Origin of the sequence: Microvirga calopogonii, assembly GCF_003347665.1 — a bacterium.
GTDB classification, from domain to species: domain Bacteria; phylum Pseudomonadota; class Alphaproteobacteria; order Rhizobiales; family Beijerinckiaceae; genus Microvirga; species Microvirga calopogonii.
On record NZ_QDGA01000044.1, the window covers coordinates 17,342 to 39,677 of the forward strand.

Here is a 22,336-nt window from a genome sequence, read left to right on the forward strand (position 1 = left end):
TAATGACAATTACCAGGAACCCGAGCGCACGGAACTTCCGAAGCGCTCTCACTCACGGTGCCGCATCTCTCATCATTGCCGGACTTGGTTTCGGTCTGTCCGGTCCTGCCCATGCCGCCGATCCGGTGGCGGATCCCCTGGTGGGGGCTACTGCGGTGAGGGTGGCCAAAAACTCCATCACCGTCGGGATTGGCAAATCTACCTTTCTCGACCTGAAGGCCGATGCTCGGGATGTGATTGTCACCAACCCTAGCGTCGTTCAGGCGACCATTCGCTCTGAGCGCAAGATGATGCTCCTGGGCCTCGGTGAAGGTGAGACCCAAGTCTATGTCATGGACGCCGAGGGGCGCCGGATCACCAGCTACACGGTTCAGGTTTCGCGCGACACCGGCCGTCTCGAGGAAATCCTGCGGGAGGTGATCCCGGGCTCGACCATTCGAACCAAGATGATCGGAAAGTCTGTCATCCTGTCCGGAGAGGTGGATTCCGATATCCAGGCCAAGCAAGCCGTCGATGTAGCAACGGCCTACATGACCGCCGGGGTCCGGTCTCCGGACTCGGCCGCAGGCGGCGCCGGCATCTCCTCCGGCGCAGCCGGGGAAGGATCCCTCGGCCCGGTCATCAGCGCTCTCACCATCAAGGGGCGCGATCAGGTCATGCTTAAAGTCACGATCGCGGAGATCCAGCGGAACGTGCTCAAGCAGCTCGGCATCAAATGGACTGGGTCCTGGAGCCTGCAGGACGCTACCATCAATGGCGCGTTCTCGCCCGCCTATCCAGTCGCCGGTTCGTCCCTTGCAAAGGCCACTCTGGGCGCCACATGGCCAGGCGGTGACACCGTCAATCTTGAGGCCATGGAACAGGCTGGCGTTGCCCATACCCTGGCAGAGCCGACGCTGACGGCGATCTCAGGTGAGTCCGCCAGCTTCCTCGTCGGCGGTGAAATGCCGGTCCCAAGCGGAACGTCCTGCAGTGGCGACGGTAATTCGAGCTGCCAACCGACCATCACCTATAAGAAGTTCGGCGTGAGCCTCAACTTCACTCCCGTCGTGCTCTCCGCTGGGAAGATCAACCTCAAGGTCGGAACCGAAGTCTCCGAAATCGACCCCAACAATCAGATCATCGTTCCGGCCGGGAACAACCAGAGCCTCGCCATTCCTGGCTTCAAGGTCCGCAAACAGGACACCACGGTCGAAATGCCGTCAGGTGCCGCGTTGGTCACAGCCGGTCTCATCCAGCAGCAGACCAAACAGGCAGTGAACGGATTGCCCGGACTGATGGATCTGCCGATCCTGGGAACCCTGTTCCGCTCCCGCGACTACCAGCGCCAGGAAACGGAACTCGTCATCATCGTGACCCCGTACCTCGCGAAGCCCATTGAGCCTCAGAAGATCGCTCGGCCCGATGACGGATTTGCCCCCGCCTCCGAGCCAAACGCTGTGTTTCTCGGCCACATGAATCGGAAGACGACCAGCAAGAGAGAGGCCAAGCCGATCTTCAAGCAGCCTGGTTTCATCATCAACTGACGCCGCCTGACCATTCCCGAAGGATTTCCTATGTTCAAGAGACTCACCGCGGCCGCATGCCTCTCCCTCCTGGCGGCTGGCTGCGCCGACCGCGAGCTTCCCGCCTACGCCCTTCCCTACGCTCCCGACGTGCGGGACCGCCACCCGATCGTCCTGAAGAACGAGCTTACGAACCTCGACATCTATCCGACTCAGATCAGTGGCCTGGACCTTCGCCAGAAGGTCGACCTGCGGGACTTCGCCCGTTCCTATCTTCCGGCAGGAAAGACGAACCTCGTCGTCTCTTCGCCCTATAAGGCGCAGGCGGCCGACAACGCTGCCGTCGACAGGTTCGCCAGCGTTGTGGTGAAGGAACTGGTTTCGGCCGGGGTGCCCCGCGCGGCCATCGAGATGAAGAAGTATCAGAGCTTCAACGAAGACCGCATCGAGCCTGTGAAAGTTGCTTTGGTGCAGGTTGCGGCCGGCGTCCCCCACCCCTGCGGGGATTGGCCGGACGACCTCGGTGCAGGCAGCCCAGTCGTCGACATGGAGAATCTCACCGCCGCGAACTTCGGGTGCGCCCACCAGCAAAACCTTGCTGCCCAGATGGCGAACCCCATGGACGCTGTTCGTCCCGCCCGCGAAACCTCACCCGACTCTACCCAACGTGTCCTGATGCTGCGCCGCTACGTCGCCGGCGAGGCCACCCCGTCCAAGCAGACTTCGGGTGGATTCCAGGACAGCGATACGTCGTCTTCAGGCTCGAATTGACCTCGGTAAGGACCAAGTGATGAACCACATGAATCCTCTCCTTAACCACTCAATGGCCACTCCGCTGGCACCCGTTCCGCGGATCACCATCGATGCGTTCTGCCAGACCAAGTCGGTTGCCCGCCTTGTCGCCGATGCCTTCAAGGATCCTATCCTGACCCGAGCCAAAACCGATCTCCTGGAGGGCGGTCTGCACGACGCTATTGCGTACTATTCCACCGGAAGCGGCACTCCCAGTGTAATTGTCCTGGAGATTGGTCCGGACGAGGACAACTTCCTGCCTGTCCTGGACGAATTAGCCACACACTGCGCCGAGACCACGAACGTCATCGTCATCGGTCACAGGAACAGTGTCCGTATCCATCGGGCCCTTCAGGACCGCAATGTACGTGACTACCTCGTGGTCGAGGAACTCGACCGGTTCGACATCATCCGGGCGATCTCGCGGATCTATTCCGAAGATTCCGGAGTGGGGCATGGCCATGTCACCGCTGTCATCGGCAGCGTTGGCGGCGCCGGAGTGACGACGGTAGCCTCCAACTTGGCGGCAAACCTGGCCAGCATTGTTCCGTCATCGGTGCTCGTCGACCTGAATTTTGGCTTTGGCGCCTCTGCGTTCAACTTCAATCATGAGCCGAAGCAGGACATCTCCGAGGCCTTGTCCACCCCGGAGCGGATCGACGCCAACCTACTCGAGCGTCTCCTCGTCCAATGTGACGACAATCTTGCCATCCTGCCCGCCCCTGCAACTCTCGATAAAACCTGGGACGTTCGTGAGGATGCTGTCTCCCGGATCATCGAGACACTACGCCGAGACAACACGAACCTTGTGCTCGATATGCCGCGCGTCTGGACGAACTGGACATTGCTCGCGCTGCAGGTCTCTACCGAGGTGATCTTGGTTGTCACGCCATCGCTTCTCAGTATCCGGAACGCCCAGGAGACTGTGGCGGCCTTGGATCGTATCGGAAAGCGCCCTCGCCTTATCGTCAATCAGCATAGCGGCCCGAAAAGCTCGGACCCTTCGATCGCCGACATCACCAAGGCGTTGAGCGGATTGGAACCCGATGCGGTGCTCGCGTATGACCGCGATTTGCACCATGAGGCTTCTGAGAACGCCCGGATGCTGGCCCAGGTACAGCCAAACAACCCGACAGCTCAGAGCCTTAAGGAAATCGCACGCTCTCTGGCTGGTGTTGTTCCATCAAACGCCGTTGAGCAGGCCGCCAGTCCCCCTTCGTCAGGACTTTCGTCATTGATCGGGCGTCTTTCCAAGGCTCTCCCGAGCAGAGCCAAGTCCAACTGAATTGAACCTATCGAATTGAGATCGTCATGGCGTTCGGCACCAAGAAATCTGAACCTCGCTCCGTCAACGAAGTTGCTAGACCAATAGCGCCCGTCGCGCCAAGGATGGCGCCGGCGGGCTTCGGCAGCTCAGGGCCTCGTGCGCCTGGGGGCTTCGGTCAAACGCCCAAGCCCGGCTCGGGCACCGTTGTGGCTATCCCCGCGGCAGCCAACCCACAACGTCCCCCTGCCCAGATCAAGTCGAGCGTCTCGGCCTTGCCGGCCAACACGACAGTGATGTCGGCAAATTACTTCGAGTGGAAGAAGCGGGTCTCGGATCAACTCTTCGGCAACCTGGATCTAATGCAGCGTCTTGGAGCCATCGATAGCTCCCAGGCAGCTGAGGAAATCCAGGAAACGGCTAGGCAGATCATGGCCGAGTTGGAGATCGCAATCTCGAAGGTGGAACAGGACCAGATGCTTCGCGATCTGGTCGATGACATCCTCGGCTTCGGCCCCCTCCAGCCGTTGCTCGATCGGCAGGATATCGCCGACATCATGGTGAACCGGCCCGACCAGGTTTACATCGAGGTTGGCGGCCAGATGGAGCTCGTGTCGAACTGCCGCTTTATCGATGAAAGCCACGTCTTCAACATCGCTCAGCGACTTGTTGGTCAGAGCGGCCGCAGTGTCGACGAAGCCAATCCTATCTGCGAAGCCCGCCTCTCAGACGGCTCCCGCCTTAGTGTCGTCGTTCCTCCGATCACAAAGTACACGACCATCACCATTCGTAAGTTCAGAGCAGAACGCCTGACACTCAACGACCTGATCAAATTCGGGACGATTTCTCCGAACGCGGCTGAGTTGCTCAAAATCATCGGCAAGTGCCGGCTCAATGTCATCGTCTCGGGGGGCACCGGTTCCGGTAAGACCACTCTCCTGAACTGCCTCTCGGCTTTCATCGACGACAAGGAGCGCATCCTGACAGTCGAAGATACGGCTGAACTCCAGCTTCAGCAGCCCCACGTGGTGCCCATGGAGGCACGGCCGCCCAGCGTTGAGGGTGTGGGAGAGATCAATATCGAGAAGCTTGTGAAGACCACTCTGCGCATGCGCCCAACCCGCGTTCTGATCGGTGAGGTCCGCGGCGAGGAGATGTTCTTTCTTCTCCAGGCCATGAGCTCGGGCCACCCTGGCTCGATGGGTACACTTCACGCCAATGATCCGAAGGGTGCACTGACAAGGATGGAGTCATTTGTGGTCATGGGGCGGCCGAACCTCAATAAATCCGACGTTCGCAAGATGATCCATGAATCTGTCGACGTGATTGTTCAGGTCAACCGGCTGCCGGACGGCACGCGTCGCATCACCCACATCACAGAGCTTACCGGGATGGAGGGCGACGTGATTTCGACCCAGGATCTCCTGGTTTACAAGATCGAAGGTGAAGACGAGCGCAGGCGCATCATCGGCCATCACGAGTTTCAAGGCGTGGTAAAGCCGAAGATCTACGAGAAGGCGGCGTTCTATGGCGAAGGCGAAAGGCTGATGAAGATCCTTTCGGGCGCGGCATAAGGTCGAGTTCTCATGCAAACATCTCAATTGATCATCGGGCTCTGTAGCTTTGTTGCTATCGGTTCCCTATCGTATGTCTTTCTGTCACCGAAGATCTCAGATGAGTCTGTGGCGGCCACCCGCCTGTCCAAACTCACCAAGGACGGTGCTGCCGTCAATGCCAAGGCAGTCCTTGACCGGCGGCGCCGGCGCGCAGTGGTTCATAACCTTGAGGACCTCCAGGCGGAGGAGAAAAGCCGGAAGAATATCCCGATGGATGTTCTCATTCGGCAAGCCGGCTTGGATTGGACGACCCATCGGTACTACCTGATGATGGCCTCCGGCCTGGCTATCACGTCCATCGCTGTGTACCTCCTTTCCATGAGCCTCTTTGCGACCGCCATTGCGGCTCTCATTGCGCCTATGATCTGGCCCAAGATGTACGTGTCTCGGCTCCGGGAAAAGCGCATTCAGAAGTTCCTTGATCAGTTCCCAAGTGGCCTTGATATCATCATCCGCGGCCTCAAATCCGGCCTCCCGATCCGGACCTGTTTGGTCACCATAGCGACGGAGGCTGAAGAGCCCCTTCGGTCCGAGTTTCAGGCTGTCATGCAAGCCCAATCCCTTGGAATGACGATCGCTGACGCGGTTGCCCGGATGCGTCTGACGGTCCCTTCGCCCGAAACCAATTTCTTCATCACCCTCATCGAGGTGCAGCAGGCGGCCGGCTCAAACCTCGCTGAGACGCTTCAAACCCTTTCGAATATGATGCGTGCCCGGAAACAAATGCGGGAGAAGATCAAGTCTCTCGCGGCCCAGCCAAAGGTGTCCGCATACATCATTGGGGCTGTGCCAGTCGTCGTGATGATCGCTGTCCAGTTTATTTCACCTGAGTACTTGGAGCCGTTATTCTACACGACTCTCGGACACGTGGTACTTGGCGGCTGTATCCTCTGGGCTGGCTTCGGTGCCCTTCTCATGAAGTCGTTCATGAAGATCAAGATCTAGGAAACGCTGCCATGCACCAATTGATCATCATTGGATTGATTACGATTGCACTTACGACCGTCGGCATGGTCGTCATGCAGATGTTCGAGCCGGAGAGCGTAGGCAACGTTCGCCGGCGGCGCCTTGAAGAGACTGCGCCGGATAAACTTCGGTCGGCGGGACAGACCGACGGCCTGGGTCGTGTGAAGTTCATGCCCGGCCGCCAAGTTCGGACCATCGTGACCCGGCTCAATCTCGCTCGCTATCTCGGTACGGAGGACGCCCGGGATCGCCTCGTCCAGGCGGGCTACCGCTCCCCCGCCCACGAAGTGAGCTTTCTGTTTGCCCGGTTCATCGCGCCTGTTTCCTTGATCGTCCTCACGACGTCCTACCTGTTCCTGACCGGGGCCCTTGCCGGGAACCTGCTGCAGCAGGTGCTGGTGATTATGTTCATGGGATTTGCAGGCCTAAGGCTCCCTGAGATCTTCCTCAGCCGAACGATCCGGGCGCGCCAGGAATCGATCCGATTGGCTTGGCCGGACGCGCTCGACCTCCTGAACATTTGTGTGAGGTCCGGCATCTCGGTCGAGCAATCTATCCGCAAGGTCTCGGACAAGATCGGCCACCAATCCTTCCCGCTGGCGGAGGAGTTCAGGATCCTGCTTGCTGAAATGGCCTATCTGTCTTCCCGCCGTCAGGCATACGAGAACCTCTATAAGCGGGTCGAACTGGGTCCGATCCGCAACTTTGCATCAACCCTGATCCAGGCTGAGTTGAACGGTACACCCGTTAGTGATGCTCTGAAAACGTTGGCCGACGAGGGGCGTCTCGAGAGAATGAACGAGGCAGAACGTCGGGCAGCCGCAATGGGGCCGAAACTCACGCTTCCGATGATCCTGACACTCCTTCCGGTGCTCATCACGATCATTGTCAGCCCATTGCTCATCAAGGTCTTGACCGGCGGTCTCTGACTGCCCGCTTCACGGCCGGGACCTTGCACATTCCGCGGTTCTAGAGGGGCTTAAAGCCCCTCTTGCCGCATTAGAGTGGCCAAATAGCGTTTCATAATTCGTTAAACTTGGCCTATAATCCCATCGAACAAATCGCTGGCGAGTGACCTGGCCGGCTCTGACCTCCCAATGACTAGGACAAGCCATGGATATCCGCCGCCTTTCAGCGGGGTCGGGAGCTCGCGCGATCCGATCCTTCGCTAACGACACCCGGGGCAATGTCGCTCTGCTTTTTGCCCTCACTCTTCCCGTCCTCATCCCGGCGGCTGGAGTCGCCTATGACTATTCTCGTATTTCCGCCCTTCACAACGATCTGCAGGGGGCGGTTGACTCAATCAGCCAGACGATGACCCAGCGGATCAATGCCTGCCTTGACACCATCCGTACCGACAACGGTGCTGGCGGGTACACCCTCGACAACGGATGCCTCAACGCGGGCCAGTACGGAGCTGATCGCCGTGCATTCGACCCGCAGTCGGAGGCCGAGAAGCTCCTTGCCTCGAATTTCAGCCAGAAAGGCTTCGACCCAGCCAGCCCCCCCAAGGTTGTGGGATCGGTCGAGATCGACAAGTATACGGGCCGCTACGTGGTCAACGCCCAGGTCGGGTACAAGTGCGTGTTCATGTCTCTCCTCAAGAAGGATTGCACGGTTTCGGCCTCATCTTCTGCCGTGACTTCGAACGCCTTCGCCCAGGCCGACCAGCTGACCCTCACAGGTCCTGCGACCGTCGAAATCTGGGCTGGGCAGACCTCGCCTGGACTACCGTTCACTTTGCAGGCGGCCAAAGGCTGGCCCGGCTATACCTATAGCGTGGGTGCGAACATGCCGGCGGGCCTAGGGGTGAACCCCACCACGGGTCAGGTGAGTGGGCAGGCCCAGGCCATTGGTTGCACTTCGCCGTGCAACGCTCAGACCCTCCCGCCCACCACCTTCGGTGTCACGGACAGTGGCGATCCTGCTCGGGGCGGCATCAACAAGCAGACGGCGTATCACAATGTCGTCTTCACGCTGATCCACCCTCTCAGCCTCTCTTATACCGGCGACAACTTTCAAACGATCGTTGCCTCCGGCCAGTATACGTACACCAAGACACCCGTTCGCTCGGGCGGAAAGGGGCCTTACACCTATTCCTGCTCCGGGCTTCCTGCGGGTCATCCCAACAACCCGTTCACGTGCGACGCCTCCACTGGCGTGATCAAGGGTCAGCCTCTTCTTACGGCCGGGCAACAGGCGATCGGCGGGACCATCACGGTGACGGTTCGTGACGGCCGGGGCCTGACCGCGACCACTCAGATCCCCTACAACTTCAGTCTGCCGGCTCTGTCGGGGCGGGCACTTAAGGTGATTAAGGGCGAACTCCAGGACGACATCAACGTGGCCGGAGCCTTCGAAGGGACCGGTGGTTGGGGAACCCTACGAGCCTACTGCTCGGGCCTGCCTGCAGGTCTTGCATGCGCCGGAACAGGCACAGACAGTCGCTTTGACGGCACCGTTTATGGACGCCCGTCAGATAAAAACAGGATGTCTGGATCGTTCAACGTCACGATCGTCGACGACACCGAGCGTACGGTTACCTTCCCGGTGTCGTTTTCGTTCAGCCCGAATGACAAGGTCTCGCGCTACGACTGCGGGAATGAGAAATGGATCGCCTGGGTAGACGTCATCTACAATTCGGTGCACTGCAAGTACGGCTGTGGCTACCAGCGTCGGGTTTACGTTTCATGTGGATCTCAGACGGACCTCAACATCATGGGCGCTGGTCCCTATAACGAGGACGTTGGTCCTTATGGCAAAGCGTTAAAGTCGCGGTACATCTCCAAGGCACAAATGGACGACGCGCGCCAGTTTGCCCGGTCGGAGATGTGTGAGTTCGTCGACTATCACCGCGACGTCTTGTGGGGCGGGCGCCAAGGCTCATTCTGCGGCAGCGTCCAGCTCAACGATGTCTCGAGCATCGCAGAGTTCAACAATAGCGCTCCTCCTCCCCCCGCGCCGCCCTACTGCGCACATTGGAAGCGGGACAATGGGTGGGGTATGACACGTGCCCAGGGCGTACAATGTTTCGACGGAAATGGTAATCCCACGAGCTAAGTGATAAGCGAAGGGACACGCAACAGAGGGGAGGTCTTCGGACCTCCCCTTTTTTATTCGGATAGATCACCCATGGCTTTCGATCATCATGAGCATCAAAGATCCTCTCCGATAATCCTCCGGCGCCGGTCCCAGTTCCACCCTTTGACTTATTCCTGAACCTCAGTCCTCAACCTGCCAGCCGTCTATTCCATATAACGAAGGCATTCGGGAATCCGAGTGCATGAGGCCAGCAAGAGAATCTTAAAGCTAAAGCCCAACCATCCAACTCGGTCCGCATGGCCACCCAATATGCGGGGTGCACCGGCGCCCTCCAAAACCGATATGTTATCTCGGCCGATAACGGGAATGAACCAGAATAAGGGCTGGTCTGAGCAGCTGTCGGCAATTGCTCCGGAAGCGCTTATAATGGAGTCTCAACATGCCGAGAGCCTCTCATTAAGCCGGCTCCGACCCTGATCCGATGATTGAGGGAAATCCCGCATTTCTTCTCGCGTTGGGATGCCTATCCTCACGGTTGAAAGGAGACATAAGCATGAGCATCCTACCCCTGAGCAAAGAGCCCCAGCCCGACCAGGCCGAGTTCAACGCTTTCTTCCCCTCGAAGTTTTCGCTGAAGCAGTTCACCAGCTCCAAGAGCGATCTGGAAGGCGCCACCTATCCGCAGCCCTACCGTGGCACGCGCCGCATCCTCGTGATCGGCACCGACGAGCGCTACGTGAAGATGGAGAACGGTACCCTATTCTCGACCGGAAACCACCCGATTGAGACACTGGTGCCGATGTACCACCTGCACGCGGCTGGCTTTGAGTTCGACATCGCCACCGTGTCCGGCAACCCGGTCAAGTTCGAGTTCTGGGCAATGCCCGACGAAGACGAGGCGATCACCAGTCTTCATCGAGCCTATCTCGAGCAATTCCATAAGCCACTCAAGCTGTCGGATGTCGTCGCTAGCCTTGGTCCGGACAGCGACTATGTCGCCATCTTCATCCCCGGGGGCCACGGCCCGCTTGCCGGCTTGCCGTTCAGCGAGGACGTTGCGGCGGTGATCCGCTGGGCATTCGACACCGATCGGCACATCATCTCGATATGTCATGGTCCCGCTGCTTTCCTCGCCTGCGCGCGAGAGGGTGATACTGGCAACTTCCCCTTCAGAGGCTATACGATCACGGCGTTTCCTGATTCAGCCGATCGCGAGACGCCGGAGATCGGCTACATGCCGGGCCAGCTCACCTGGCATTTCGGCGAGAAGCTGAAGGCACTTGGTGTCACCATCGCCAATACCGAACCGGACAAGTCGACGCACAAGGACCGGAAGGTGCTAACAGGCGCGAGCCCGTTTGCCGCTAACGAACTCGGTAAACTTGCCGCCGAAACGCTGCTCGCCGAGGTCACGGAGGGCTGACCATGAGCCAGGCGGCGCTTGGTCGAGTGGTCACGACAATCGCCGCAATCGAGCGGAGCGCGGACATGTCCACGCTCCGCCACGCGGTCCGGGCATTCGCTGTCCCGCTCGGCTACGATCGCTTCGTTCTTTATGCCGCTCCGCCGCCGGGCGACGGCATCGTCGAGCGGCTTCTGTGGCTGGAGGGCGATTGGTTCGGCGGAGGAGACGAGGCCGACCCCGAAACCTACTTGGCGCGATGTCCCGTCAACAGGCACGTGCTGGAGACCGATCATCCGTTCTTCTGGACGAAAACCAGACGGGCGGGTCACGAAACCTATCGAATTGTGCGGCAGCCTCATGGTCCAGGCATCCATGGGCTTCAGGTGCCGGTATTCGGTCATGTCGGGCTTGTTGGCGCGGCAAGCTTCGGGGGAATGTCGATCGATAGTTCAACTGATGCACGACTGGCTCTCACGCTCGTCGCCACGGCCGCCTTTCGGACGGCATTATCGCTAAGCAATTCGAATACATCCCCATCCTCACCAAGCCTGTCCGCCCGTGAGTTGGAGGTAATTCGGTGGGTCGCCTCCGGTCGGCGCCAGTCCGATATCGCGACACTCCTCGGCCTGTCCGAGCGTACGATCGAGAACCATCTGCGCCGCGTCCGTAAGCGTCTGGGCGCGGCCAGCACGGCGCAGGCCGTGCACATTCTGGTGCGCGCGGGCGAACTCGAAGCGTAAGATTTGGCTCGGACTGGGCTGAGTCGTGGCCGGAGTATTCGGATACGCTCGAATGAAAACGGCGGCACCATCACTGGCGCCGCCGCAAAGGAGAGTTCAGGTAGATTTGGGTCTACCGCCCGAACCCCGCGGGTTTAGCCGCATCGCCCAGGTCTACACGGCTCTGGTGTTGTTGGTGCCATGTTCGGCCAGGCAACAGTGAACGTCTTCGACAACCCTCTGGAATCACGTACCGTAATAGTGAAGTTGTGTGCAGCAAGGTTATCGGAAAAAACGTAGGTTTGTGTTGATGCACTTCCCCCAGTTGCCGAATGATTGCTGGTGATATTGGTTATCGTAACGGCCTCCGAGAAGATGATCCGAAGTGACTCTCCCGCTGCGCTGGTACTGACGATCGCCACGGTCGACGCCGCTGGAGTGAAATTGTAGGAGATCGGCTGCGAGCTCGCCTGTCCGGCCGAGTCGTAGATCGTTACCCAGATCGTTCCCGATCCAGCCGCTGACGGCCTGCCTGTCACCCATGCTGTGCTCCCATCCCAGCCCAAGCTCATGCCAGCCGGGATACCCGACGCTGACGGCGACTTACCACCCCAGCCTCCACTCGAGTACACGTAACGGGTATAGCTCGTCGTGCAGCAGACAGCGGTGCCAAAGTTTCCATTGGTCGACGTGTAGAGCGGGGGCGGATTGTAGGTGAACCACATCCCGACCGAGACACGCTGCCCAGCATCATCACGGATGACCACGGTAATTGGTCCGCTGCCCGGATACGGAGCCGTGCCGTGAATGGCCCACTGCCAGTAGCCGACCAGTTGGGGGTAAATCCCAGCCGGCCCGGAAACGCTCTCGACCGTCAGATTACCCCAACCTCCCGATGCGGCGACATCGCCTCGGACGTACGAGCCCGCCTGACCAGCTTGGTTGCTCACCAGCCATGCATTCAAGGCCGGCGGCTTTACGTTCCAGTACATCTGGAAGGTAAAGGTCTGGTTGTACGAGTCTCTGAACGTGATCGTCCCCCAACCCTCGCCCAACTGCTGAGGAACGCCATTGACGCTTCCGTCATAAGGGGTTGCCGCGCTGCCAGGACCGCAACCCACACCGGCCGGGAAGCCAGAGCAGGTGACCGTGATAGTGCCCCAGCCGCCACGTGCGTGGATCCCCATCGCGCCATAAGCGTTGCCCGTACCGTAAAACGAGCCATCACCCCATCCACTAAGCGCCGGCGGCTTAATATCGTAGACGAAGGCGTCATCCGTCACGACCGTACCGCGGGCATCACGCACAGTGATCGAAACCTGATCGTAGACACCAGGAATCTGCGGGGTGCCCTCGACAATCCCGGTTGACGCGTTGATCGCCAGGCCTGGAGGCGCGTTCGCCATCGAGTATGTGTAGCCCGGCTTTCCGCCCTGCCGCTGCGGGGCGGGGCTCTTGAAGTAGGTTCCCACTGTTCCCACGGCACTGGGTACCGTCAAGCGCAGGGTGTGAATGAGATAAATCTGGAATGTCTTCTGGGGACTGGTGTTTGCGCTCCCTGCCCACAGGTCACTACTGGAGTCCTCGGCCTCAATCGTGACATTGAGCGTCTCGGGATCGCAGGCGCCAGTGGTGCATGTCTCTGTGATCGCGCCCGACACATCCGCATCAGCGCTGTTCGGAGTAAAGTTCAGACCCGGAGGCAGGGTCGATTTCAAGCGGATCTGGTACGCCGGAATCCCATCTTCCGCACGCACCGTGAAGCTGTTGAACTCTCCTACTGCGAACTCAGTGACCGCGGGGCCGACAAGCCGTACAAGTCCAGATGCGCACGCGACGCCTGGGTTCTTATGAACTGTGACACCTGCCGACGTGGCACCCAGGCTAAACACCGATGGGACGATACCGCCCGAGTCTGAAGCGCCTGGGGTGGCCGCGGCAACGCTGTTCACCACACCCCAGAAGCCAGTATTGAAGGAGTAGCGAGCCGTTGCCTTCACGGTGACGAGGTTATCCACGTCGGGCGCGCTTTCCGAATACTGGATCATCTGCGTCTGACCGTCGACAGACTGGGGCGCCAAGAACTGGCCCATTAGATCCTTGGCACCGCCGGAGGTGTGGAAGTTGCGGACAAACGCGCGATAGCTGCAGTAGTCCCTTGGGTAAGGAACCAAGTTGTTGACCGCATAGGCAGCTGTCTGAAGCTTTTTGTTCAGAGACGCCAGCGTCGAGACATAGGATCCACCCAAGTAGATGAAGAGCATCACTGGCAGGATCAGCGCAAACTCAACGGCCACCGACGCCGTGTCTGATTTCAGAATTCTACGGAGATCACGAATGGGCATCGGGAAACTCTTGAGACCGCCGTGAGGCTTAATGGATGGCGTTGTTGTATTCAGTGAGAGCCCGCATGCGGAACGCAGACGCGGCCATCACGACACGCTTTCCTGAGTCCGTTGAAACACCCGGGCCGACCCACGCCAGGTTCGGCACTTCGAGCGCCGCGCGAAGCATCACGATTTTCCCAGGAGTTGCGCCTGACTGATCGGTGAATGCCCCTCCGTTCACGTTTCCATTTGTGACGAGGGACGGCATAGCGTCGGTCCCGTCTCCCTTCAGTACCCTTAGGTCGAGGAAGAGAGCGCCGGCCTTGCACTTTGCTTCACCGACCAGAACGAAAGGGGTTTGCTCACACAGACGGTCCTTGAGACAGGACTGGTTGTAGGGAGAGGCAGCTCCAGGAGCCAGTCCACACAAGGGGCGCCCCTCATACATAAGCTGAGCCACCTTCTCTAAGCCCTTATCCAGCGTAGCGCTCGTCCAGTAGAGCAAGCCTATGTAGATCAGGCCGAGGATAGACATGAAGAATGGAAGGGCGATCAACGCGAACTCGACCGCAACAGACCCACCTGTTTCTCGAATCATACGGGACGATCTCAGCGATCTCGCCAATCTTTTCATGGTCATGCCTGCTCCTGCTCGCGATGGCTGTCAGTGATCATTGCGCCTCAGCGGAAACCCCTTCCATCTTGGGCGCGGGCCTCGCGGGGATGACCTCCATCCCGTCATTGCTTCGGCCTGGACGCGGGCTCGACCCGGAGGGTTTTGCCGGCGGGGAGGAAACCGGAGCCGAAGGGGCAACGGCAGGAACGGAGGCTGCGACTTGGGCAATCGGGCTTGGAGCCGATCCTGCCGAAGATTGCGCCGCCTGCTGAGCGTTGCTCGTCAACGTGCTGATCTGGCTGCTGACCCCGGAGAAGGATCGCTCATCGTCGCCGATGACTGCGATGGGCTGGCACCGCGTATCACACGACACCGTCACCTTATTCGACGTTCCAGACTGGACGCTCACTAAAGATTTGCGATCATCACCCACGATAAGGTCGGTCTGAGCGATAATCTCGCTATGCTCATTAAGAATGATCAGATTGGTCTCACCAAAGCTCCTCCCGGTCACAACAGCCAGGCCGGAGTTGTCGAAATTCACGTGGGCAACGGAGGGGTTACCGATCACGACCGTCCGCATGCCCTCAGGCATCTTCACCAGAACCGCGCGGTCCATCGAGGCCCGTAGGGTTGGTCCCAGTGCGGGGACCTCGAGACGGTCCTGGGCCTGAGCCGCCCCGACTGAAACGCAAATCAAAAGTGTGCTGGCGATGATTCGAGTATTCGCGAGATTTCTCATCACTTGGTGCCTTTTTCTCGATGAGGACTGTGGAGGGATCGCCGCTTTCAAGCAGCGATCAAGCTAAAGCCCTTCTACACGACGAAATATAAGGGGGAAAGGGGAGCAGGAAGGCGGAAATACGAAATGAAACGCTAATCTTCCTTGCATGGGATTCGGCCCAGGATTAAAACGAATGGTGAGCCGGTCACAGGAGCCAAGAGCAAACGCTGCGGCGTGACGGCGGCCAACCCAACTATCCCCAGCAGGGAATGATTCCCGTCGATAGCGGGTAATGACTCCCCAAAACATCAACAGGACGTCGTAGAACCATGAAGAACATCATCTCGTGCACCGCCGCTGCCACGAAGCGTCTCGTCAAGGACGAGGATGGCTCCGCCATCATGGAATATGGCCTTCTCGCAGGCCTCATTGCCGTCGTGGCTATCGGTGCTGTCACCACCATGGGCTCGCAGCTCAAGACCGTGTTCACCAACATCGGCACGGCACTGACCACGGCAACCGGCAACATGAAGGCCAGCTAATCGGGCCTCTTTACGAATGAAGGCCTTTAACTAGTCTTCGGCCTCGGATGCAAAACCCGGTCTTTGATTAAAGGACCGGGTTTTCTTTACCCAAATTTTTTCAGGACCATCGCAATGCTACAGAACATGCAGGTCGGTACCTTCGTCATCTTGATGTGCGCCGCCATCTTCACGGACGTTCATCGCATGAAGATTCCAAATGTCCTGGTTGGCATGTGCTTGGCAGGCTTCTTCGTATTCGCGGCACTTAAAGGTATGGCGCTAAGCGCTGTTCTCCTGCACGTCGCGGCCGCGTTCATCATTCTTGTGATTGCTCTCATCCCCTATAGCCTGCGTGCCATGGGAGCCGGAGATGTCAAATTGATCGCCTCCATTGCCCTCTGGTTTGGCCTTGGCGAGGAACTGATTACGTTCGGGATCCTGTTCTCGTTCTACGGCGGTCTTTTGGCTCTAGCGATCCTCACCTACCGCCATATGCCACTGCCGACCCTCGTGAAACGCTGGGATTGGGCCACCAACCTCTATAACCCGACCAAGGGCGTCCCCTACGGGGTTGCGATCGCGGCAGCTGCGATCACTCTCCGCACCGCGGTCATTTGATTCGAGAACAAGCCTGATCCTGACGGCAACGGTAGCCCAGTCGAACACCGGGTGTCATAGTAGAACCCGAGCGGCAAACCCCTAAATCCCGTATTGAATAAGGGCGGCCCCATCGTTAGGAGCCGCCCTTATTTAATTTCCGGCAGCCGCCGCGTCCGTCATCTCCTGGGGAACTCCCAATGGCTTCCCCTCAATGGACATCAACCGCTCTTGAGGGGACGGTGGATGCTGATCGGAGATCCGTTTGAGCTCTCCAGGCAACAGTCGCGTCCGAACCTTATAGTGCTCGCTGGCATACATCAGCGCTCTCGCAACGAATCCATGCCACCGCTGGTCGAGCGCGTACGTCCCTTTTGTCCGGTCGATCACGACATCGCAGCCCACCACCGGCGCCGACGGCTCCTCGACGGGACCGAGTTTGTATCCATCCAGAGCATCGGCGACCGGCGCCGGGACAACGACAACCAGGTGGGGATCGGCCAGGGCGCTCCGGTATAAGGAGTCCTTTCGGCAGGCTGAGATGCCCTGCTTGAAGCACGGCATTGTCGCGGCCAGGTCCTCCTCGCCGACGATCCGGAGGGCTTTGAGCAGCGAAGCATCCTCCGAGGCAGCCTCAATCACTGGCTTGCAGTCGAGCGGGCGTCCAACTCGACCTTGGCGGGAATCGATCTGACATCCACACGCCATATCCTTAAGGTGGCCCGTCACGTCCTTGCGCCTCGAGATCCGGTCCATGATCGACAGCGAGACTTTGAGGGGGTCCGAAGAGGTTCGAGAAACGCCCTTCCACTCGCTCCGGGACATCGCATCCTGCGCTTGGACGGGCCCACTCATCGCTATGCCTAGGATCGTCAGGCCAACACCGGCGGAAGAACCCCGCCGGTAATCCCTTTTATGTCGCCGCGGCCGGCGAGAACGGAGATAGTGCCTCATAGAAACCTCACGAGTTTGCCTCTGATCCATCGCTGGCGTCGATCTCCGGGAAGAGAAGGCGGTAGACTCGCAGGTTGTCGCGTGCCTCTTGAATCCGGACCTCCAGATCGCCTAGAGCCTCCATTCTCGCGGCTAAGGCCGATCCATCGAAGCCGCCTGGGCGGATCAGAGCCTCGCCACGCCCCACGAAGAGGTTGTCGACCTTAATGCGCGCGGTGAGCTCCGGAGCCACTGCCGCAAGCTTGGGGTCGGCCAGAGCGGGAATGCGGGTCAGGTCCACCTCCATGACGGTTTGGACACCCGGAGCCAACGGGATAGGAGGCTCATGCTTGACCCTCCCGAACGCCACGACTTCACCCTTACGATTGACCAGGTCAACTGAGACCTCGACACCCGTCATTGGAACGTCGAGCACATTGAAAATCGAGAACCCGATGTATGGCTTGCTCTTGGCTGTATCGGACCAGAAATAACGGGTCCGAACCAGGGCGACCTTTCCCAGAAGGTTACGCCGCCGCTCCTCGTCAAACTGCTGACTGCTAACGTCCCGGCGCTCACGGCGGCGATATTCCCGGATCCAATCAAGCTGTTCCTTCAACGCACGGGAGTCCTGCGCAACATACACAGACACGATTGCGGCCGGGCTCATCTGGTCGAACTTTCCGACCCCGCCCTTAAGGATGGCATCCAGGTAGCCAGGACTGCCAAACGACGGCTCTGTTCCACGATCGGTAACAAGCCGCAGGCCTTCCTTTCCGTTAAACTCATCGGGCGGAGCCTCGAATGACACAGGGCTGGCTGCGCGATACAGGGCCTTTAGGAAAGCCTGCGCTCGCCCGCGCGCCTCTTTGTCCCGTGAAGCAAGGTCCTGAGCGACCTCGTTAACACTCTTAGAAAGTTCCTCGTGATTTGTCCCACTGATACTTGGATCCCCGCATCCCGAGAGTATCGCACAGCCGAGGCAAGTTGCTAAAATCCGAATTGCACTTCTTGATTTGCGAATCATAAGTGTAGGCCACTTTCTTCTGCATCTCTTATGTAAGGGCTGTATCATGCGTCTTCTGACCAGTCATCGCAGACTAATTCGCCTCGCGTATTTTCCCGTTCTCGCCACCGCACTCGCACTTGGTGGATGCCAGACGAAGTCCGTCTCTCTCCCCTCGAATGAGCCACTTGTTACGACGAGCCCGAAGATCGGCAACATCGGGCAGAGCCAGCTTCCGGCAATCGCTGCGGCTACTGGGAAGCGCGAGATCAACGTCGCAGACAATTCAAAATCGTGGGTGTTGCGACGGCTGAATGCCACCAACCAATCGGCCCCGGCTGCGCCCCGAACCCTGGCCCGCACAGATGAAGAGCCAAAAGCAAAAGCCGTGGCCTCAGTCGGCTCCGCGTCGAGGACCAGAGGACTTCGCGATGTTTCCATCGCTGAAATCCCTCTTCTCGATCCTACTCATTACGACCCGAAGGTCTTACGATAGCGGGAGGGGGCTTCCCTCCTTGAATCCAGCACGCCGCGGAGATGCATCACCAGGTTGACGGCTTCTCTCGCATTTCCAAGCGATTTCATCCTGATATTCACGACGCCGCTGGTATCGAGCGCGATATCACCATATCCCATCATCCGACCGTCAATTGACTGATTGAGCTCCGCGCCGATAACTTCGCGCAATGACGCGGACTGGGCATAGCGGCGAACGAAGCCGGATCGGGCGACTACACGATCCGGATAGATTATGAACTGAGTAGTCTGCCAGCGAATGAATACGAGCAAGACGGCAAGTGCACCGGCCGCAACACAGCCACAGTAGATTAGCGTCCAGGTCGAAGGAGCAAACAGACGCCACGGCTGCGTAAGCGCCTGCGCGTAGGCCGCGGCGAGAAGGGACACCCCCCCAACGGTGAACGGACTTATGAAGATCACCTTGGAAAGCCGAAAAACCCGGAGCGGCCGGCTAGTGTCGTGAAATTCCTCCTGCGCTCCCTCTTCGAGGAGCCCGGCATCCGTCTGGCTTTGCATCGGTGACATCTTTCTCAACGTGCTCGCGAAAGTTATGCAAATCGGTAGAACGATAGTTCGCCCCGCGCGAAATTAGAGTGTATTATATCGCATGGTAATTCGGGGACAACACTGGGATCCCACTTCATGTCACGCCAGCCAGAACGCAAATCAAAATCGCTGTGCCTCGTAATAGCTTCTTGTCTCCTCGTGAGCATTTGCCAGTCGGCGATTGCGAACGAGACTTCAGCACGTTTCCCGAATGGCCCCCGGATCGCGCAAGCAGCGACCGCCGGAGAGCCGCAGGTGCGGGTCCAGTCCAAGACCACGGACGCAGCCCTGTGTCAGGACACCCTTAGCCTCTACCTAAGTGTCTCCACCAAGACTTTTGAGTCCAGGGTCGCCGCCGAAGTCCTCCTCGAGACTCTCGCCCGCCATGAAACCTTGGAGAGGCTCATTGCAATGGCGACGGCATCTGGCTGTGAGCTCAGGCCCTTTCTGGAAGAGGAGGTTAGGCGCAACAAGCACTGATCCCAAACCACCAAGGCCCGCAAAGGATACCTAGGATGAAGAAACTTTTGGCTCTGACGGCGGTTGTACTCGGAACAGCCACCTTGTCGGCTTGCGCAGAACGCACTCAACTTCCGAACTACGCAATCTACGTTCAGCACGGTCCGTACAGCGACTACTGTTGGATGTACCAGACTGACTGTTTGAAAATGCCAGTCGCAAAGAAACAGGTGGTGAAGAACACGGGCCGCCGTGAGAAGGTTCTGGTTCGCAAATACTGAAGCAAGCCAGACTCAATTAGTCCGTTTTTGCGGGCCACCGGATTGCTCGGTTACGTTTATAGTTCGTTGCATCCCTCAGCGAAATGAAAAGGGCGGCTCTTGCCGCCCTCGTCGTTTCTTATCGCACCGGGTAGGTTGTGCTCTTGTCCCCGGCCCATACTCGGACCTCATTGCCGGACTGCTCCGCACCATTTTCATCGGTGAAATCGGGCCGGTACCCATCGCCAGCTTTATGGCCATATTCAACCCGATAGCTGATGCTTCCAGTTCCGGCATCGTACTTCAGAACCAGACCATCCTTGGCTACAATGCAGTTCCCCGGCTTGCCGGCGGTTTCCATTACGCATTTGGCGAAAGCCTCCCGGGCTTCCTTGATCACCTTACTCGCCTGCTTCTCCGTCACCCCAGTCCGGTATTGTACGGCGTCAATGGCGACTTCTGAGAAGTCCCGACCATAGACCGGCACCTTGGGGGCTGGGGCTGCGGATACACCAAGAGCAGCAACCAGCCCCGCGGTTACCAGCACAGTCCTCATCAACTTCTGCATCGCCTACCCCATACGGTCGGTGTTTTTGCCAATCGTTTTGGCCTTAATAGATTAAGAGAGGGTCTTACACCGCCCCTTGGTGCCGTCCGGGAGGTGGTAGACTTTTGAGGGTGGCGTAGTCTCCGGGTGTTGCAACCCACACAGCGGGATTCGGGCGTTGGAGCGCTCCGGTCCCGTGGGAGACCACGCCATGACAGACCTTATCAGCAAGTCACATTCTGTGCATCCCACCGGGCAGCCGCAAGCCCGGCTTTTCGACGATTGGATCGATCCGATCGAGACGGGTGTGCGCGAGCGGGTGCGCGACTGGATCGAAGCCCTGATCCAAGCTGAACTCGACGCCGCTCTCGGTCGGCCGCGCTATGGCCGCAACGGGACCACTGCGCCAGCCGCGGCAACTCCCGGCTATCGCCATGGCCACCGGTCCCGCAGCCTGACCGGCACCTTTGGCCAGACCGAGATTTCGGTGCCACGGGCGCGCCTACACGCCCAGGATGGCACCACCACCGAGTGGCGCAGCGGGGCGCTCCGGGCTTATCAGCGGCGCACTAAGGCGGCGGATGCGCTGATTGCGTCAGCCTATCTGGCCGGCACCAACACCCGCCGGGTGCGTCGGGCACTGGTCCTCCGCCCCACAGTTTCCTGAGACATCCTATAAGCGGACTGGATCCGCAGAAGGGTGATGATGATGACAGAGATGATGAAGGATGCGGCCGGTCCGGGCCGTGGTGGGCGCATGTCGCGCCAGCGCAAACGCGAGGCGGTTCTGCGGCTGCTGCGCGGTGAGGATCTGGACACGGTCTCGCGCTCCCTGGGCGTGACGGCCGCCACGCTGAGCGGCTGGCGCGATGCTTTCCTGGCAGCCGGCGAGGCCAGTCTCGCCACCCGGCTGGCCACCGGTGAGGCGCTGGGGACTGAGCGGCTCAAGGCCCGGCTCGGCGAGATGCTGCTGGAGCGTGAGCTGCTGGAGGCCAAGATTGCCCTTCTGGAGGGCGGCCGCCCTTTAGCTCAGAGGAGGTCGAGGCGATGAGCCGGGCCCTCTCGCCGAGCAGCGGCCGGCCCTATGGCTTGGCGCGTGTCTGCCGGATCTGGCGCGTGGCCCGGGCGAGCGTCTACCGGCAGCGTCAGCCGCAGACGGACCGGCGGCGCCGCGGCCCGGTCGGACCGCTGTCCGATCCAGTGCTCACAACCGAGATCCGTGCCGTCCTGGCCGCCAGTCCGTTCCATGGCGAGGGGCATCGGAAAGTTTGGGCCCGCCTGCGCCTGAAGGGCATCCGCACCTCGCTCCGCCGTGTGTTGCGGCTGATGCGCGAGCACGACCTGCTGGCGCCGTCCCGGATGGGGGCGCCGCGTGGGCCGCGCAACCACGACGGCACGATCATTCCGGCAACCATCGACACCCTGTGGGGCACCGACATGACCACCGCTTGGACTGGCGAAGGGCAAGCTGCCGTGTTCGTGGCGGTCGATCACTACAGTGCCGAGTGCGTCGGCATTCATGCCAGTCGCCAAGCCACCCGCTTTGAAGCTCTCGAGCCGCTGCGCCAGGGCGTACGCGAGCACTTTGGCGGCTTTAGCAAAGGGATTGCTTCAGGCCTGTCGATCCGGCACGACCATGGCAGCCAATACATGTCGCGAGCATTCCAGGACGAGTTGCGGTTCCTTGGGATCGAGAGTTCGCCGGCCTTTGTGCAGGCTCCTGAAGGCAATGGCTGTGCGGAGCGGTTCATCCGCACCCTGAAGGAAAACCTGCTGTGGGTGCGCTCGTTCGAAACCATCGAGGAGTTGCGCCAGGCGCTGCTGACCTTCCGAGAAACCTACAACTCCACCTGGCTGATAGCCCGGCACGGATTTCAGACGCCGAAAGCCGTCCGGCACAACCAGCTTCCATCCGCGGCCCTCGCCGCGTAGGCTTCAATCCGGTGTCTCAAAAACTGCGGGCGGTACA

Annotated in this window: 19 protein-coding genes and 2 pseudogenes; 14 read left to right on the forward strand and 7 right to left on the reverse strand. The window is 59.5% G+C overall.

Annotation, left to right across the window (positions count from 1 at the left end; all coding sequences use genetic code 11):
• Window positions 1-2 precede the first annotated feature (2 nt).
• The 9 genes from DDF70_RS23310 (at window position 3) to DDF70_RS23350 (ending at window position 11,330) form a co-directional block, all read left to right on the forward strand.
• A complete protein-coding gene (locus tag DDF70_RS23310; protein ID WP_114947207.1) occupies window positions 3-1,526 on the forward strand; it encodes a type II and III secretion system protein family protein in 1,524 nt (507 codons plus the stop codon).
• Between the two features lie 30 nt (window positions 1,527-1,556).
• On the forward strand, window positions 1,557-2,276 hold the full coding sequence (locus DDF70_RS23315) for a CpaD family pilus assembly protein (RefSeq protein WP_114947208.1): 720 nt from the start codon (window positions 1,557-1,559) through the stop codon (window positions 2,274-2,276).
• Between the two features lie 28 nt (window positions 2,277-2,304).
• On the forward strand, window positions 2,305-3,582 hold the full coding sequence (locus DDF70_RS23320) for a CpaE/TadZ family protein (protein ID WP_162820603.1): 1,278 nt from the start codon (window positions 2,305-2,307) through the stop codon (window positions 3,580-3,582).
• Between the two features lie 26 nt (window positions 3,583-3,608).
• Window positions 3,609-5,135, forward strand: a complete 1,527-nt coding sequence (locus DDF70_RS23325; protein ID WP_114947210.1) for a TadA family conjugal transfer-associated ATPase — start codon at window positions 3,609-3,611, stop codon at window positions 5,133-5,135.
• Window positions 5,136-5,162: 27 nt separating this feature from the next.
• Complete coding sequence (locus tag DDF70_RS23330; protein ID WP_162820604.1) at window positions 5,163-6,122, forward strand: type II secretion system F family protein; 960 nt, start codon at window positions 5,163-5,165, stop codon at window positions 6,120-6,122.
• 11 nt (window positions 6,123-6,133) lie between these two features.
• The gene (locus tag DDF70_RS23335) at window positions 6,134-7,072 is read left to right on the forward strand and encodes a type II secretion system F family protein (protein ID WP_114947212.1); all 939 of its coding nucleotides are present in this window, start codon (window positions 6,134-6,136) and stop codon (window positions 7,070-7,072) included.
• A 184-nt stretch (window positions 7,073-7,256) separates the two neighbouring features.
• A complete protein-coding gene (locus DDF70_RS23340; protein WP_114947213.1) occupies window positions 7,257-9,203 on the forward strand; it encodes a TadE/TadG family type IV pilus assembly protein in 1,947 nt (648 codons plus the stop codon).
• 535 nt (window positions 9,204-9,738) lie between these two features.
• Window positions 9,739-10,608: a glyoxalase III HchA gene (hchA, locus tag DDF70_RS23345; protein WP_114947214.1), complete on the forward strand. Its 870-nt coding sequence runs from the start codon at window positions 9,739-9,741 to the stop codon at window positions 10,606-10,608.
• Window positions 10,609-10,610: 2 nt separating this feature from the next.
• Window positions 10,611-11,330: a PA1136 family autoinducer-binding transcriptional regulator gene (locus DDF70_RS23350; protein ID WP_114947215.1), complete on the forward strand. Its 720-nt coding sequence runs from the start codon at window positions 10,611-10,613 to the stop codon at window positions 11,328-11,330.
• 134 nt (window positions 11,331-11,464) lie between these two features.
• Here the strand turns inward: DDF70_RS23350 and DDF70_RS23355 are convergent, their stop codons facing one another.
• The 3 genes from DDF70_RS23355 to DDF70_RS23365 are packed head-to-tail and all read right to left on the reverse strand — an operon-like array spanning window position 11,465 to window position 14,994.
• Window positions 11,465-13,654, reverse strand: a complete 2,190-nt coding sequence (locus DDF70_RS23355; protein WP_114947216.1) for a TadE/TadG family type IV pilus assembly protein — start codon at window positions 13,652-13,654, stop codon at window positions 11,465-11,467.
• A 28-nt stretch (window positions 13,655-13,682) separates the two neighbouring features.
• Complete coding sequence (locus DDF70_RS23360; RefSeq protein ID WP_114947217.1) at window positions 13,683-14,276, reverse strand: TadE/TadG family type IV pilus assembly protein; 594 nt, start codon at window positions 14,274-14,276, stop codon at window positions 13,683-13,685.
• A gap of 31 nt (window positions 14,277-14,307) precedes the next feature.
• Window positions 14,308-14,994: a pilus assembly protein N-terminal domain-containing protein gene (locus tag DDF70_RS23365; protein WP_114947218.1), complete on the reverse strand. Its 687-nt coding sequence runs from the start codon at window positions 14,992-14,994 to the stop codon at window positions 14,308-14,310.
• Between the two features lie 311 nt (window positions 14,995-15,305).
• Here DDF70_RS23365 and DDF70_RS23370 point away from each other — a divergent pair, with 311 nt between their 5' ends.
• Together DDF70_RS23370 and DDF70_RS23375 are read left to right on the forward strand one after the other, a co-directional pair.
• Window positions 15,306-15,518 carry a Flp family type IVb pilin gene (locus tag DDF70_RS23370; RefSeq protein WP_114947219.1) on the forward strand — a complete coding sequence of 71 codons (213 nt, stop codon included), beginning with the start codon at window positions 15,306-15,308 and terminating at the stop codon, window positions 15,516-15,518.
• Between the two features lie 126 nt (window positions 15,519-15,644).
• Window positions 15,645-16,118, forward strand: coding sequence for an A24 family peptidase (locus DDF70_RS23375; protein ID WP_162820605.1), 474 nt, complete (start codon window positions 15,645-15,647; stop codon window positions 16,116-16,118).
• Between the two features lie 132 nt (window positions 16,119-16,250).
• Here the strand turns inward: DDF70_RS23375 and DDF70_RS23380 are convergent, their stop codons facing one another.
• The 3 genes from DDF70_RS23380 to DDF70_RS23390 all read right to left on the reverse strand — a co-directional run bounded on the left by DDF70_RS23380 (window position 16,251) and on the right by DDF70_RS23390 (window position 19,071).
• Window positions 16,251-17,051, reverse strand: coding sequence for a hypothetical protein (locus DDF70_RS23380; RefSeq protein ID WP_162820606.1), 801 nt, complete (start codon window positions 17,049-17,051; stop codon window positions 16,251-16,253).
• Window positions 17,052-17,058: 7 nt separating this feature from the next.
• Window positions 17,059-18,057 (reverse strand): hypothetical protein, encoded by a 999-nt coding sequence (locus DDF70_RS23385; RefSeq protein ID WP_114947222.1) that lies wholly within the window; start codon window positions 18,055-18,057, stop codon window positions 17,059-17,061.
• 450 nt (window positions 18,058-18,507) lie between these two features.
• Window positions 18,508-19,071, reverse strand: a complete 564-nt coding sequence (locus DDF70_RS23390; RefSeq protein ID WP_162820607.1) for a PH domain-containing protein — start codon at window positions 19,069-19,071, stop codon at window positions 18,508-18,510.
• Window positions 19,072-19,356: 285 nt separating this feature from the next.
• Here DDF70_RS23390 and DDF70_RS23395 point away from each other — a divergent pair, with 285 nt between their 5' ends.
• On the forward strand, window positions 19,357-19,581 hold the full coding sequence (locus tag DDF70_RS23395) for a hypothetical protein (RefSeq protein WP_114947224.1): 225 nt from the start codon (window positions 19,357-19,359) through the stop codon (window positions 19,579-19,581).
• A 378-nt stretch (window positions 19,582-19,959) separates the two neighbouring features.
• Here the strand turns inward: DDF70_RS23395 and DDF70_RS23405 are convergent, their stop codons facing one another.
• Complete coding sequence (locus tag DDF70_RS23405) at window positions 19,960-20,388, reverse strand: hypothetical protein (RefSeq protein ID WP_114947226.1); 429 nt, start codon at window positions 20,386-20,388, stop codon at window positions 19,960-19,962.
• 190 nt (window positions 20,389-20,578) lie between these two features.
• Here DDF70_RS23405 and DDF70_RS23410 point away from each other — a divergent pair.
• Window positions 20,579-21,010 (forward strand): annotated as a pseudogene (locus DDF70_RS23410) (transposase); the annotation flags it as partial.
• A gap of 60 nt (window positions 21,011-21,070) precedes the next feature.
• Window positions 21,071-22,299, forward strand: a pseudogene (locus tag DDF70_RS23415) (IS3 family transposase).
• The last annotated feature ends 37 nt before the right edge of the window (window positions 22,300-22,336 follow it).